At 66.5% G+C, this 13,726-nt stretch carries 14 protein-coding genes; 8 read left to right on the top strand and 6 right to left on the bottom strand.

The features are described from left to right. Positions 1-146: 146 nt before the first annotated feature. Both G5A07_RS13485 and G5A07_RS13490 read right to left on the bottom strand, forming a co-directional pair. Positions 147-2,516 carry a DUF3772 domain-containing protein gene (locus G5A07_RS13485; protein ID WP_191863441.1) on the bottom strand — a complete coding sequence of 790 codons (2,370 nt, stop codon included), beginning with the start codon at positions 2,514-2,516 and terminating at the stop codon, positions 147-149. Positions 2,517-2,657: 141 nt separating this feature from the next. After that, complete coding sequence (locus G5A07_RS13490; protein WP_006474562.1) at positions 2,658-2,906, bottom strand: hypothetical protein; 249 nt, start codon at positions 2,904-2,906, stop codon at positions 2,658-2,660. Positions 2,907-3,089: 183 nt separating this feature from the next. Here G5A07_RS13490 and G5A07_RS13495 point away from each other — a divergent pair, with 183 nt between their 5' ends. The 4 genes from G5A07_RS13495 (at position 3,090) to G5A07_RS13510 (ending at position 5,955) form a co-directional block, all read left to right on the top strand. Then, positions 3,090-3,584: a lipocalin family protein gene (locus tag G5A07_RS13495; RefSeq protein WP_191863442.1), complete on the top strand. Its 495-nt coding sequence runs from the start codon at positions 3,090-3,092 to the stop codon at positions 3,582-3,584. Positions 3,585-3,705: 121 nt separating this feature from the next. Then, on the top strand, positions 3,706-4,134 hold the full coding sequence (locus G5A07_RS13500; RefSeq protein ID WP_191863443.1) for an SMI1/KNR4 family protein: 429 nt from the start codon (positions 3,706-3,708) through the stop codon (positions 4,132-4,134). A 3-nt stretch (positions 4,135-4,137) separates the two neighbouring features. Continuing rightward, positions 4,138-5,346 carry an FAD-dependent oxidoreductase gene (locus tag G5A07_RS13505; protein WP_191863444.1) on the top strand — a complete coding sequence of 403 codons (1,209 nt, stop codon included), beginning with the start codon at positions 4,138-4,140 and terminating at the stop codon, positions 5,344-5,346. A 126-nt stretch (positions 5,347-5,472) separates the two neighbouring features. Continuing rightward, positions 5,473-5,955 carry a hypothetical protein gene (locus G5A07_RS13510; RefSeq protein WP_019661543.1) on the top strand — a complete coding sequence of 161 codons (483 nt, stop codon included), beginning with the start codon at positions 5,473-5,475 and terminating at the stop codon, positions 5,953-5,955. Positions 5,956-6,038: 83 nt separating this feature from the next. Here the strand turns inward: G5A07_RS13510 and G5A07_RS13515 are convergent, their stop codons facing one another. Then, positions 6,039-6,473, bottom strand: coding sequence for a PepSY domain-containing protein (locus G5A07_RS13515; RefSeq protein ID WP_043401290.1), 435 nt, complete (start codon positions 6,471-6,473; stop codon positions 6,039-6,041). A 151-nt stretch (positions 6,474-6,624) separates the two neighbouring features. On the opposite strand from G5A07_RS13515, the gene G5A07_RS13520 reads away from it, so the two are divergent. From G5A07_RS13520 to G5A07_RS13530, 3 genes are read left to right on the top strand one after another with little or no spacing between them, the layout of a single operon-like run. Next, positions 6,625-6,915, top strand: a complete 291-nt coding sequence (locus tag G5A07_RS13520; protein ID WP_010482069.1) for a PepSY domain-containing protein — start codon at positions 6,625-6,627, stop codon at positions 6,913-6,915. Continuing rightward, positions 6,915-7,574, top strand: coding sequence for a response regulator transcription factor (locus tag G5A07_RS13525; protein ID WP_043401288.1), 660 nt, complete (start codon positions 6,915-6,917; stop codon positions 7,572-7,574). Before G5A07_RS13520 ends, G5A07_RS13525 begins: the two co-directional genes overlap by 1 nt. Then, a complete protein-coding gene (locus tag G5A07_RS13530; protein WP_191863445.1) occupies positions 7,571-8,890 on the top strand; it encodes a HAMP domain-containing sensor histidine kinase in 1,320 nt (439 codons plus the stop codon). The genes G5A07_RS13525 and G5A07_RS13530 overlap by 4 nt, the downstream gene beginning before the upstream one ends. Before the next feature lie 142 nt (positions 8,891-9,032). On the opposite strand, the gene G5A07_RS13535 is transcribed toward G5A07_RS13530, so the two are convergent. Together G5A07_RS13535 and speA are read right to left on the bottom strand one after the other, a co-directional pair. Further along, entirely contained in the window at positions 9,033-9,353 is a 321-nt protein-coding gene (locus tag G5A07_RS13535; RefSeq protein WP_191863465.1) for a DUF6122 family protein, read from the bottom strand. Between the two features lie 36 nt (positions 9,354-9,389). Further along, the gene (gene speA, locus G5A07_RS13540) at positions 9,390-11,279 is read right to left on the bottom strand and encodes an arginine decarboxylase (RefSeq protein ID WP_012512349.1); all 1,890 of its coding nucleotides are present in this window, start codon (positions 11,277-11,279) and stop codon (positions 9,390-9,392) included. A 191-nt stretch (positions 11,280-11,470) separates the two neighbouring features. On the opposite strand from speA, the gene speE reads away from it, so the two are divergent. Beyond that, positions 11,471-12,325, top strand: coding sequence for a polyamine aminopropyltransferase (speE, locus tag G5A07_RS13545; protein ID WP_103282140.1), 855 nt, complete (start codon positions 11,471-11,473; stop codon positions 12,323-12,325). 144 nt (positions 12,326-12,469) lie between these two features. Here the strand turns inward: speE and G5A07_RS13550 are convergent, their stop codons facing one another. Beyond that, a complete protein-coding gene (locus tag G5A07_RS13550) occupies positions 12,470-13,375 on the bottom strand; it encodes an aspartyl/asparaginyl beta-hydroxylase domain-containing protein (RefSeq protein ID WP_049435834.1) in 906 nt (301 codons plus the stop codon). Between the last annotated feature and the right edge of the window lie 351 nt (positions 13,376-13,726).

The raw sequence follows: 13,726 nt of genomic DNA on the forward strand, positions 1-13,726 counted from the left end.
TGGATGGGTTTACGGCGTCTCCCGCAACCGGACCCACCTCGCCATCCCACGGAATGCACGCTGTTGCTGTTGCCGTTGCTGTTGCTTCGGCTGTTGCTTCGGCCGTTGCTTCGGCGGGTGCAGGGCGCAGCCCTGCAAATAAACCCCTACTCCTGCGGATCGCGGGTGATGTGGATATCCGTCGGGGTCGACAGCGGAATGTTCCGCTCCGCCAGGATCTGCAGCAGGCTGAAGTACAGATCGCTGCGGGTCGCATACACCTGCCTCGGGCTGGCCACGTACGCGAAGCTGTTGATGGTGATCTGGCCACCGGCAATGCTGTCGATGTAGACCGTCGGTGCCGGCTGATTCAGCACGTTGGTGTGCGCGGTGTATGCATCCAGCAGCGCCTGCCGCAGGTTGCCGACATCGGTGCTGGGCGGCACCGCGAACTGGATCTGGATGCGGCCCTGGTTGTTGCCCATCGTCATGTTGCGCACGGTCTTGGTGACCAGCTCGGAGTTGGGCACGATCAGCGTCGACTTGTCGCCCACCTGGATCTCGGTCGAACGCAGGCTGATGCGGCGGATGTCGCCCTCCTGGTCACCCAGCTTCACCCAGTCGCCGATCTTCACCGGCCGCTCGGCCAGCAGGATCAGGCCGGAGACGAAGTTCTGGGTGATCACCTGCAGGCCGAAACCAATACCCACCGACAGCGCGCTGACCAGCAGGGCCAGCTTGCTCAGCTGCAGCCCCATCGCGCTCAGCGCCCAGATCACCGCGATGATGATGCCGACGTAACGGGCGACGGTGCTGACCGAATTGCGTGCGCCCAGATCCAGTTCGGTCTTGGGCAGGTAGGTGTCGGTCAGCCAGCGCTGTACCAGCTGGGTAACGGCCAGGCCAGCCAGCAGCACCAGCACCGCCAGCACGATGCGCACCGGCTCCAGCTTGGTTCCGCCAATGTCGAATCCAGACGTGAACAGCGAGGAGAAGCGCTCCACCACCGCGCCGATGTTGCCGAACGGTGCCACCAGCGCCAGCAGCGCGATCAGTACGACGATGGTGCGCAACGCCGCCGACAGCAGCACGCCGGCCTGCTCCAGGCGCGACACGCTCAGGCCGGTGCTGAGCAGGATGGTCTGGCCCACCTTGCTGTCCGCGTTGAGCATCCACGTGCTCAGGTCATCAACGAACTTGAACAGCAGGGTCGCTGCCAGCACCACGATGCTGCCGCCGATCAGCTGCTGGTTCACGAACTTGGCGAAGTTCAGGTAGCCCAGCAACGTCGCGACGATGGCGGCCACCACCGCGACGTTGCCCGCCACGCGTGCCAATACCAGCCAGCTGCTGCGGCGCACCGGCGTGGCCGCGCCCACGCCATCGGCCTGTGCCTCCAGCTTGGCCTCGGCCTCGGCGGTCTGCCGGCGATGCAGACGTGCCAGGGTCACCAGCATGGCCATGATCAGGCCCAGGTAGGTCAGGGCAATCAGGCCATCCAGCGCCACCGTGGTGACATCGCTGGTGCGCGTGGCCTGGTCGAGGGCCATCAGCACCGTGCTCAGCCAGGCCAGCGCCGCCGCGCCCCACGCGTACTTGCGCAGCTTCAGCGCGGCGGTGTCGTCCAGGTTCAACAGCCGCCATGACGGGCGCTTGGGCACCAGCATGCAGGCGCTGAGTGCAGCGATGAAGGCGGCGCGGAAGGTGGCCGTCTCCAGGCCGTCGGCCACCACCTGCAGGCGCGGCGCGATGGCATCGATGGCGTCCAGCGCCGCCATCAGCACCACCACGGCATAGCCGGGCAGCAACGTGCCGACCAGCAACAACCACATGGCCAGGCCGGAACGGCGCAGGCGTCCATCAGGCGCACGATCGGACGCGGCGAACTGCCGCCCCAAGCGGCGCAGCCACAGCCGCAGCGGGAACATCATCACCAGCGCGGCGATCAGGCCCAGCAACGGCGTGCCCAAGCCATTGGCCCGGACGCCGGCAACGAACGTATCGCGCCCCTGCTCGGCCAACGGCGCGACGCGTGCGATATCGATGGGCAGGCGCTCGGCCACCTTGCTCCACAGTGCCGGAGACAACGGCGAGGCGACCTTCTTCCCCATGTCTTCGGCGCGCTGCGCAGTGCGCTGCTGGTCGATGTCGGCTGCCAGCTGCTGGGCACGCACGGCACTGGTCTTGGCCTGCGCCACCGATGCGGCCAGGCCGTCGCGCTGCTTGTTGATCGTGCGCCGTTGCGCCGCCAGTTCGGGCGGCTCGGTGGTGCCCTCGGCAGGCGTGCCCAGCTGCGCCAGTTGTTCGTCGAGGCGAACCAGCTGGGGCTGCAGCGCCTTTTCCAGCGCCTCGGCGTCACGCCGTACCTGCGAGGCATTCTCCGACAGCATCGCCAGCGTCTCGATGGCTTCAGCATCGCCACGCTTGCGATCGATCTCCTTCAGGCTGGACTCGATCTGCGCCAGCTGCTGCTTCGGCGTGGGGTCTTCATCCTGTGCCAGCACCGGCGCGGACAGCAGGAGGGCGGTGCACAGCATCAGGACCCACCAGGGGCCCCGTGCACGGATCGATCGCAGGAAAGAAGACACGCCAGCCACACCGGTTCGCGCGGACCACCGCGCCTGCGCGCGACTATACGGCACAGGCGGTAAAGGGCGGATGGGCGACGCGCAGCAGTATCAGTACTTCAGGCGCAGCTCTTCCACGGTCGGCTGCTGCAGCGCGTACCAGTCCTGGAACTCTTCCTCGGTGATCTCATCGGGCGCGTACACCGCCACCGGATGCCAGTCGTGGTCGGTCGGCAGCGGCTGGCGCGGCCCGGCACGCAGGCTGTAGGACACGCCTTCGTAGTCGACCAGATCATCGACCTGCGGCCACTGTTCGCGTGCGAACGCGGATTCACTCTTCAACAGGATCACCTGGTACATCGGCACCTCCACTTCGGTTGGATCAGGAAAACACGGCGCTGGCTGCAGGATACCGCCGCACCGGTGACAACGGGCACGCCGCAGCGGCGACGGAACGTTCTGGACACGGCCATCGCCCCGGCTTCACCCGCCCATGGCAAGGCCATCGGCATCGTGGAGGCCCCCCCCCTGCCACGACCGCCGATGACCGAGCACCCGCCGCTGAAGACCGTTGCCGGCCTCAAGCTGCCCCGCTACCTGGGCACCTGGTACGAGATCGCACGCCTGCCGATGCGCCATGAACCGGAAGGCTGCACCGACGTGTCGGCGCACTACACCCTGCTCGACAACGGCAACGTCGGTGTCACCAACCGCTGCCGCATGGACGGCGAGATCGAAGAGGCCACCGGCGAGGCCTGCGCGATCGAAAACGACAGCGCGCGCCTGGAGGTCAGTTTCCTGCCCAAGGGCCTGCGCTGGCTGCCGTTCGCCAAGGGCGACTACTGGGTGATCCAGGTCGCCCCGGACTACAGCGTCGCGCTGGTCGGCAGCCCGGACCGCAAGTACCTGTGGCTGCTGGCCCGCGAACCGCAGCTGGACGCCACCGTGCAGGACCATTATCTGGCGTCCGCGCGCCTGCAGGGCTTCGATCTGTCCGAACTGATCCAGACCCCGCATACCGGCCAGCCCACGGCCTGATCTACGGGCAATGGTGGACGCCAACCGACTCCGCCCATGACGTTATCCCCCATCGCGACATTCATCAGCAGCAGGCAAACTTCTGGTTTAACCAGTCCCCGAGAGACATGGAAGAGCAGTCATGGAATATCACCTGACAGAGGGACAGCTCAATGGCCCGGCTGAAATGTCGGCCATTGCTGATCTGTCAGCCCGCGTGGGAGTGGCACTTCCCGAGAGTTACCTTGAATTCCTTAGGGCGCACAACGGTGGCGAAGGATTTATTGGCGACAACTACATTGTCTTCTGGAAAGCGGAAGAGGTGGTCGCCTTCAATCGTGAGTATGAAGTTGAATCATACGCGCCGGGCATATTCCTGTTCGCGTCGGACGGCGGCGGGGAGGGATTTGGATTCGACACACTGGACGCAGCAATGCCGGTAGTGCGGATTCCATTCATTGGCATGGAACGTCAGTACGCCCTCCCGGTAGCGCGCGACCTCCCCGACCTGTTTGCTCGACTGCTTGCAGATCAGCCTGAGGACGAGCATGAAATCAATCCGGCAGGCTGACCCATGGACCTGAAGAGTGGCTACCCGTGGTGGGCGGTTCGCAATGGCCTGATCCACGCCTTCCCGCCGCTGCAGCAGGACCTGCGCTGCGACGTGCTGGTGGTCGGCGGCGGCATCACCGGCGCGCTGATTGCCGACGAACTGTCCCGGCATGGCCACGACGTGGCGGTGATCGAGCAGCGCGACATCGGCTGGGGCAGCACGGCCGCGAGCACCGCGCTGCTGCAGTACGAGATCGATACCCATCTGCTGGAACTGGCCCAGCGCTACGGCCAGGACGCCGCCGCGCTTGCCTACCGTGCGTGTGCCGAGGCCATTCCGGCCCTGGGCGACGTGGCGCGCGGGTTGAAGGATGTGGATTTCCAGCGCATGGACAGCCTGTACCTGGCCAGCCGCCATCGCGACGTGCCGCGCCTGATGGCCGAGGGCGATGCCCGTCGCGGCATCGGCCTGGATGCCCGCTGGCTGGGCCCGGAGGCACTGCGGGAACGTTTCGACGTTGAGGCCGGCGGCGCCCTGCTGACCCGGCAGGCGGCCCGGGTTGATCCGTATCGGCTGACCTATGCGCTACTGCAGCGCCTGCGTCGGCGCGGCGGCCATGTGCATGACCGCACCGTACTGCACAGCCTCGATGCTACCGCGCGCGGGGTGACCGCCCGTACCGAAGCCGGTGCCACCATCCGCGCACGCCACGTGGTGCTGGCCATGGGCTATGCCAACCAACGCTGGCTCAAGCAACGGGTCGCACGCAACCGCAGCAGCTACGCCTTCATCACCGATCCCATCGATGCGGACGTGCTCGGCCGGCTGCGCACCACGATGGTGTGGGAAAGCGCACGCCCCTACCTGTACCTGCGCGCCACCGGCGACCAGCGCCTGCTGGTCGGCGGGCTGGACGACGCCATCGACATCCCCGCCCGCCGCGACCGGCGCGTTCAGAGCAAGGCCGACCAGCTGATGAAGCAGCTGCTGCGCTGGTTCCCACGGCTGGACCCGGTGCCGGCGTTCTCCTGGGGCGGCACCTTCGCCGAGACCGCTGATGGCCTGCCGTTCTTCGGCCCGCACGAACAATGGGGCCCGCGGGTGCACTTCGCCATGGCCTACGGTGGCAACGGCATCACCTATTCGATGATCGGCGCGCAGCTGCTGCGGGCCCGGATCGAGCGGCGCACGCATGCGCTGGAGGGGCTGTTCGGGTTCGGCCGGTTGTAGCCTGCAGCCAGGCATGGCCTGGCTCTACCGTAAGCGGGCGCCGACAGGCATCATTCAAGCAACCCCTGCTAGCGTCGGCCTGTACCGCCGCGTGTTGCGTGGCCACCTGTCCGCTGGAGCGCCGTCATGATCCGCCCCCTGACCCTGCTGCTGTGCCTGGCCCTGCCGGGAACCGTGCTGGCCCAGTCCGCCGCAGGCGCCACCGCGCCGCAGGCGGCCGGCCTGGACCTGACGCTGCCGCAGGCGCCGATGCGCTACCTCAACGACCCGGCCCTGCAGCAGGACCCGCCGGGCACGTACTACGGCGACAAGAGCGGCCCGCGCGTGCACGACGACGCGAAGATCGCCGACGTGACCGACGACAAGGTCAAGGTGTCCGGCAGCTTCACCACCGGCATCGGCTATTCCAAGAACGGTGGCAACAGCCACTACAACGCCGCCACGCTGAACCTGAGCAAGAACTACACCACCGATGAAGGCAAGACCCACGGGGTCAACGTCAACATCCACGTGAGCGAAGGCAAGGGACCGGGCTTCTTCGGTCCGTATGGCGGCTATTACGGCCGCGGCCCGGGCTATTGGGACTACCCGCCGCCGTACGGCTGGTAAGCCAGCTCCTGTAGAGCCGAGCCCATGCTCGGCTACGGTTGGCCGCAAAGCCGAGCATGGGCTCGGCTCTACATGGCCAAACGTCAATCCAGCCAGCCATCGCGCTCGCTGTGCAGGATGCGGCCGTCATAACCGCTCAGGCGCACGTCCACCTTCTGGTTGCGTGCATTGCGGGCCTCCAGCGACCAGGTCGCACCATCGCGTTCCAGCGAATGGATCTCGCGCAGGCCATGCGCCTGTGCCCGTGCCAGCACCTGCTCGGTGGTCAGCAGCGCGCGGCCGCTGTGCTCGTCGAAGATCTCGCCGGTCTTCGGGTCCACGTAGACCTCGCTGAAGCGGCCATCGGCGCGGCTCACGTCGGCCTCCCACAGGCCATCATCGCGCTCGATCTCGTGGATCTGGGTGTAGCCGGCCTTGCGCAGGGTCTGTTCAACCTGGGCCATGCCCAGCGGCGCGGCCTGTACGGCCGGCGCGACGGTCAGCAGGGCAACAGTGGCGAGGGTGAGCGACTTCAACATGGGGGTTCTCCTGTTCGTGTTCGTGGCCGGACCATCCCGGCAACGCCACAATGCACCCCGTGATTAACAGCGCCTTAGCCGGCACTGTTAGCCAGCTGTTAGTCACCCCCGGCACACTCACGCCTGTTCCTACAGCCCTCCCTGCGCCCCGATGCTCTCCACCCTGCCCCTGCTGCTGGCCCTGGCCAACGCTCCTACCGCCGCCGCGCCCGTCCAGGACCCGGCGCAGCAGGTCGCGCGCCGTGCCGTGCAGCAGGGCCGCTACGTGCCATTGGAAAGCGTGGTGCGCGATGCACTCAAGCGCTTTCCGGGGCAGCTGCTGGAAGTGGAGCTGGACGATGGTGTCTACGAAGTGGAGATCCTGCGCGGCGACGGCGTGGTGGTGGAGCTGGACTATGATGCGCGCAGCGGAAAGCTGCTGAAGACGGAGCTCGACGACTGATGCGCATCCTGTTGGCCGAAGACGATGCCGCACTGGCACAGCGCCTGGTGCCCCTGCTGGAGCAGGCCGGCTACGTGGTGCATGTGGTTGCCGATGGCCGCCAGGCCGAGGAAATCGGCCAGATCGAGGACCTGCAGGCGGCCATCGTTGACCTGGGCCTGCCCGGGCTTGACGGATTGAGCGTAATCGAGCGCTGGCGCGGCAACGGCCGCGGCTTCCCGGTGCTGGTGCTGACCGCGCGCGGGCGCTGGCACGACAAGCTGGCCGGCTTCGATGCCGGTGCCGACGACTACCTGACCAAACCGTTCCAGGCCGACGAACTGGTGCTGCGCCTGCGCGCCCTGATCCGCCGCAGCCATGGCCATGCCAGCCCGCGACTGCACTGCGGGCCGCTGCAGCTGGACGTCAACGCCGGCCGCTTCGAACTGGACGGACAGCCGCTGGCGCTGAGCCCGCAGGAGTTCCGCCTGCTCAGTTACTTCATCCACCACAGCGGCCAGGTGATCGGCCGTGATCGTCTGGGCGAGCAGGTGTTCGAAGGCGGCCACGACCCGGACTCCAACGCGCTGGACATGCTGCTGGGTCGGGTCCGCCGCAAGCTCGGCATCGATCTGATCCAGACCGTGCGCGGCCAGGGCTGGCGGCTGGCCGCGCCGTGAGCCGGCAATCCTCGCTGCGGCGGCGCCTGCTGCTGGCTGGCGGCGTCGGCCTGCTGCTGGTTTCGCTGCTGGCCAGCGCACTACTGGGCGAACTGTTCAAGCGCAGCGCGCGTGATCGGCTGGACCACGAACTGCAGCAGGACATGCTGACCCTGCTGGCGCAGGCCGAAGTGAACCCGGAAGGACAGCTGCGCCTGCGCCAGCAACCGAATGACGCGCGCTTCCAGCGGGTGTTCTCCGGTTCCTACTGGCAGATCGCCGGTGCCGATGGCCGCGTGCTGCTGCAGTCACGCTCGTTGTGGGATGAAACGCTTCCCACCACCGTCACTGGCCCGGCCACGCGCAACCTGGCCGGGCCGCTGCAGCAATCCTTGCGCGCACGTGTGCAGCAGGTGCGCCTGCCACGTGCCAGTGAACCGTTCGTGGCCGTGGTCGCCACCGACCGCAGCGCGCTGGATGCCGATGTTGCCGCATTCCGGCAGCGCACCGCCATCGCGTTGGGTGTGCTGGTCGCAGCGTGGCTGGCGGTGCTGGCCAGCCAGGTTCACTTCGGCCTGCGTCCGCTGCACCGCCTCGGTGCACAGCTGGAACGGGTGCGGCGCGGCGACGCGCAACGCATCGACACGCAGGGACTGGGGGCAGAGGTCGCGCCACTGGGCGAAGAACTCAACGCGCTGCTGGAGCACCAGCAACGCATGGTCGCGCGCGCGCGCACCAGTGCACAGGACCTGGCGCATGCATTGAAAACCCCATTGAGCGTGCTGGCCACCGAGGCTGACGGCGACGGCGCGGACTGGCGGACCACCGTGCGCGAGCAGAGCGCACGCATGCAGGCCAGTGTTGACCGTTACCTGGCGGCAGGGTTGGCCGCAGACCATCGCCAGCGCAGCGACGTTGCGACTGTCGCGCAGGCGCTATGCCGGTTGATGGCACGCGTGCATGGCGAACGCGGCATTGCGTTCACGGCCGCAGGTATCGATCCAGCGTTGCAGTTCGCCGGTGCCAGTGCAGATCTGGAAGAGATGCTGGGCAACCTGCTGGACAACGCCGGGCGGTGGGCGCGACAGCAGGTAGACATCACCGCAGACATCAGCGACGGACAGCTACGCATCGAAGTACGCGACGACGGCCCGGGCTTGGCCGCGGAGTCACTGTCACAGGTCACCCAGCGCGGTGTGCGGCTGGATGAGCGCGAGGGCAGCAGCGGGCTGGGCCTGGCAATCGTGGGCGATATCGCCGCCAGTTATGGCGGGCGCGTGGCGCTGGAGAATGCGCAGCCGGGCCTGCGCGCGACGGTGTGGTTGCCGCTGGGGTGACTCGTTAACGCGGGAACGCCATGCGGGTAGAGTCGACTGTTAGTCGACTTTCGCACGCAGCGCGAGATTTCCCAGCACCGCAGCCAAGAGCAGTCGACTAACAGTCGACTCTACCGCCTTCGCCGGGCATTTCAGTTCCCCATCAATGGTGATGCATCCACCAGCAATCAATCGCGTCCAGCACGATGTGGATGATCAAACCGATGCCGAACAACCTGGTCTTCTTCGGCACGCACAGCCCCGCGTAGACGGCGATGGCCGGGGCCGTATGCAGCGGGTGGAAACCGATGCTGCAGCGGTTGGGTGCGTAGATCGGATCGGCCAGCAGGTGGTCCAGATCGATGATCCAGCCCAGCAGCATCAGCAACCACGCCGAGGCGAAGCGCTTGCGCCAGAACAGCCATGCCAGCAGGGCTGGCACGGCGGCATGCAGGAACAGGTGGAAGATCGCGCGCGCGCTCATCGCAACGGTAGCGCCGGGCAAGCCCGGCGCTGTCCATCAGACCAGAGGTTCGTCGGACAGGTAGGTGTAACCGGTCAGGCCGGCTTCCAGTGCCTCCGACAGCTCCTGCGCGCGTTCCGGCGACAGCTGCGCCTCGGCCACGCGCTGCGCATAGGTCGCACGCAGTTCGTCCAGGCGGTAACCCACGTAATCCAGCATCACGTCGGTGGTGTCGCCGCGGCGCTGCTGGGTGATGGCGTAGCCATCGGCGTCGGCCAGCACTTCCACCGCGTCGGTATCGCCGAACAGGTTGTGGATGTCGCCCAGGATTTCCTGGTAGGCGCCGACCATGAAGAAGCCGATGCGGTAGCTCTCACCAGGCTTCATCTTGTGCAGCGGCAGCGAGCTGTCCAGGCTCTCGTTCTCGACATAGGTTTCCACCATGCCGTCCGAGTCGCAGGTCATGTCGGCGATGATGCCGCGGCGGTCCGGGGTTTCGTCCAGGCGCTCGATGGGCACGATCGGGAACACCTGGTCGATCGCCCACACGTCCGGGATCGATTCGAACACGCTGAAGTTGACGAAGTACTTGTCGACCAGGCGCTCGTTCAGTTCGTCCAGCACCGGGCGATGGCTCTTCTCGTCATAGCTCAGGCGCGCACGCACGCCGTGGGCAATGGCGTAGAACAGATCGTCGATGCGCGCACGCTGCGGCAGGTCGATCTGGCCCAGCGCGTAGCTTGCCAGGCCTTCGGCATGGAAATGCTGCGCTTCCTGGAACAGCTCCACCGCCGGGCGCACGTCCAGTTCGTCGTGGATCTCGCGCAGGTGGCGGATCGCCGCCGGCTCGTCATCGTGCTGGTCCGGCACGCGGCCTTCCTGCGCCTCTTCCACTTCCGACACGTTGGCGATCAGCACCGCGTGGTGCGCGGTCATCGCGCGGCCGCACTCGGTCACGATGCGCGGCGGGGTCAGGCCGAACTCTTCGCAGGCATTGGCCAGCGGCTGCACGATGTTGCTGGCGTAGGAATGCAGGCCGTAGTTGATCGAGCAGAAGCTGCGCGAGCGGGTGCCTTCATAGTCCACGCCCAGGCCACCACCCACGTCGACGTGGGTGATCTTCGCGCCCAGGCGCGACAGCTCCACGAAGTAGCGGGTGGCTTCGCGCATGCCGTTGGCGATGTCGCGCACGTTGGAGATCTGCGAGCCCATATGGAAGTGCAGCAGGTTCAGGCAGTCGGCGTACTCGGTGTCACGCAGCGACTTCCACAGGTCCAGCAGCTGGCGCGGCGACAGGCCGAACTTGGCCTTGTCGCCACCGCTGTTCTGCCACTTGCCGGCGCCCAGCGAGGCCAGGCGCATGCGCACGCCCAGGCCCGGCTTCACGTCCAGCGCCTTGGACTCTTCCAGCACCAGCTTCAGCTCGGACGGCTTCTCGATGACGATGAAGGTCTGCAGGCCCAGCTTGCGGCCGATCAGGGCCAGGCGGATGTACTCGCGGTCCTTGTAGCCATTGCAGACGATCAGGCCACCCGGACGCGACAGCGCCAGCACGGCCATCAGCTCGGGCTTGCTGCCCGCTTCCAGGCCGAAGCCCTCGCCGTGGTGGCTGGCCAGGGTGCCGGCCACGCCGCGGGTCTGGTTGACCTTGATCGGGTACACGGCGGTGTAGCCGCCGCTGTACTCCCAGTCCTGCTGGGCCTGGCCGAAGGCCGCCTGCAGCTTGCCCAGGCGCTGGCCGAGGATGTCCGGGAAGCGCACCAGCAGCGGCAGCTTGGCGCCCGCCGCGCGCGCAGCATCGACCACCTTGGGCAGCGACACCACCGGGCCGTCCGCCCCGGTCGGTCTCACCACCATGTGCCCGGCCTGATCCACGTCGAAGTAACCGTCCGCCCAATGCGGGATCGAGTAGGTCTTGCGGGCTTGGTCGAGGGACCAATCGGTCATTTCAGTCGGCCTTGTTGGCAATAAAAGGGGGGGCATGATAACGCCTATATGCCCACAGGTTCGTTATCATGCGCGCCCGCGCCCGTGACAGGTTTCAACCTGAACGGGCCGATCCGTCCGGATGTGGCATCTGTGCCACGCGGCCCCGCCCGCCAGCCCGGCTCCACCCCTCCGAACAGGACTGTTTTCCAATGACTGACAGCAACAACTGGTACATCGAACACTTCGAGCGCACCGGCTCGGCCATCGGCTACCGCATCACCGGCAAGCTGGACGAGGTGCAGTCGCCGTTCCAGAAGATCGAGATCTTCCAGACCACCGACTGGGGCAACCTGATGACCATCGACGGGGCCATCATGCTGACCAGCAAGGACAACTTCTTCTACCACGAGATGATCAGCCACCCGGTGCTGTTCACCCACGCCGCGCCCAAGCGCGTGGTGATCATCGGCGGCGGCGACTGCGGCACCCTGCGCGAAGTGCTCAAGCACAAGGGCGTGGAGAGCGTGACCCAGTGTGATATCGACGAGCAGGTCACCGTGATGGCGCGCAAGCACTTCCCGGAACTGTGCGACTCCAACGACGACGCCCGCGCCGAGCTGCTGTTCGACGACGGCGTGGCCTACATGGCCAACTGCCCGGCCGGCAGCGTGGACGTGGTGATCGTGGACTCGACCGACCCGGTCGGCCCGGGCGAAGGCCTGTTCAACAAGGCCTTCTACGAGAGCTGCTTCAAGGCCCTGAAGGACGACGGCATCCTGGTGCAGCAGTCCGAGTCGCCGCTGATGCAGCTCGAGCTGATCAACGAAATGCGCACCGAGATGGGCAAGGCCGGCTTCGGTTCGTTCAAGACCCTGCCGTTCCCGCAGCCGTGCTACCCCACCGGCTGGTGGAGCGTGACCATGGCGCGCAAGGGCGACAGCAGCTTCGACTTCCGCCAGGCCGACTCGGCCGCCAAGACCTTCAACACCCTGTACTACACCGCCGCGCTGCACACCGGCGTGCTGGTGACCCCGCCGTTCGTGCAAGCGGCACTGAAAGGTTGATCCAAACAAAAACCCGCGCTGGCGACAGCGCGGGTTTTTGCTTTCTGTAGAGCCGAGCCATGCTCGGCTGCATTTCGCGCAGAAGCAGCCGAGCATGGGCTCGGCTCTACAACATCCCGCGCGCGCGACCCGGCCGCGGTTCGCTCACAGCGCCCAGATACCGGCAATCACCGCCACCACCAGGCCCCACTTGATCACCTGGTAGGCCACCACGCTGCGCTCGCGCAGCGCTTTGGCCTTCAGGCGCACCTTGTAGACGCTGCCGAACGCCTTGTTGACGCCACCGGTCGGGTCACCCGGCAGGTTCGGCGAGGCACCGCCGGCCAGCAGCGTGGCCGCCACCGCACGATTGAACAGGCTCGGCAGGCCGAAGCGCAGCGGGCGGGCGATGTCGCAGAACAGGATCACGCGGTCATCGGGCGTCTCGTTGTGCGCGTGGTGGATGTAGGTCTCGTCGAACATCATCCACTCGCCATCGCGCCAGCTCTTCTTGATGCCGTCCACTTCGATGTAGCAGCCGTCGTTGTTCGGCGTGGCCAGGCCCAGGTGCAGGCGCAACGAACCGGCGAACGGATCGCGGTGCGGACGCAGTTCGCTGCCCGACGGCAGCTGCGCGAACATCGCCGCGCGCACGTCCGGCAGCGACTCCAGCAACGCCGTGGTCTTCGGGCACATCGCCTTCGCCGACGGGTGCGACGGGCCATACCACTTCAGGTAGAAGCGCTTCCAGCCACGGCGGAAGAACGAATTGAAGCCGGCATCGTTGAACGTGCTGGAGGCCGCGATCTTCTGTGCATCGCGCAGCGCCAGCGCCTCGTCGCGGATCATCTGCCAGTTCTGGCGCAGCGGCTCCAGCTGCGGGAACTCCTTGGCCGGGTCCAGGAACGGCGTAGTCGGCACCTTCGAGAACATGTACATGACCACGTTGATCGGGGCCATGAAACTGGAGTGGTCCAGCAGCTGGCGCGACCAGCGCGCGCGAACCTTGCCACGGAAGTGGATGTACAGCACGCAGGCGACGAACAGCGCTGCAATGACGATTTTGATGATCAAAACACTTTCCTCCAGCCGCAGCCGGAACGGGAAACAGGGCGATGCACGGCCAGGCGGCCAGCACCGGTGGGGACCGCGGCAGGTAACGGGGACGTGCCAGGAAGGGGCGGCCGCCGATGTCGCGAATTAACAGCTTATGGTCGGCAGGCCGTGCGTCGGGGTCAAGCCGGACGTGCGTGACGTTCAGCGGGCCGCGGATGAACGAAGCGACGCGACGCCCAACCTATTGATTCTGAAAGAACCAAAGACGAAGTGAGACGGAATTGTCCGATCGGGTGCGACGAACTGTTCCAGCCACGACCCCGACATTTCTCCGACAAATCGTGGAATAGCGAACTGGCGAGTACT

The sequence above is a fragment of the Stenotrophomonas sp. AS012628 genome (genome assembly GCF_010608305.1).
Classification (GTDB): domain Bacteria; phylum Pseudomonadota; class Gammaproteobacteria; order Xanthomonadales; family Xanthomonadaceae; genus Stenotrophomonas; species Stenotrophomonas geniculata.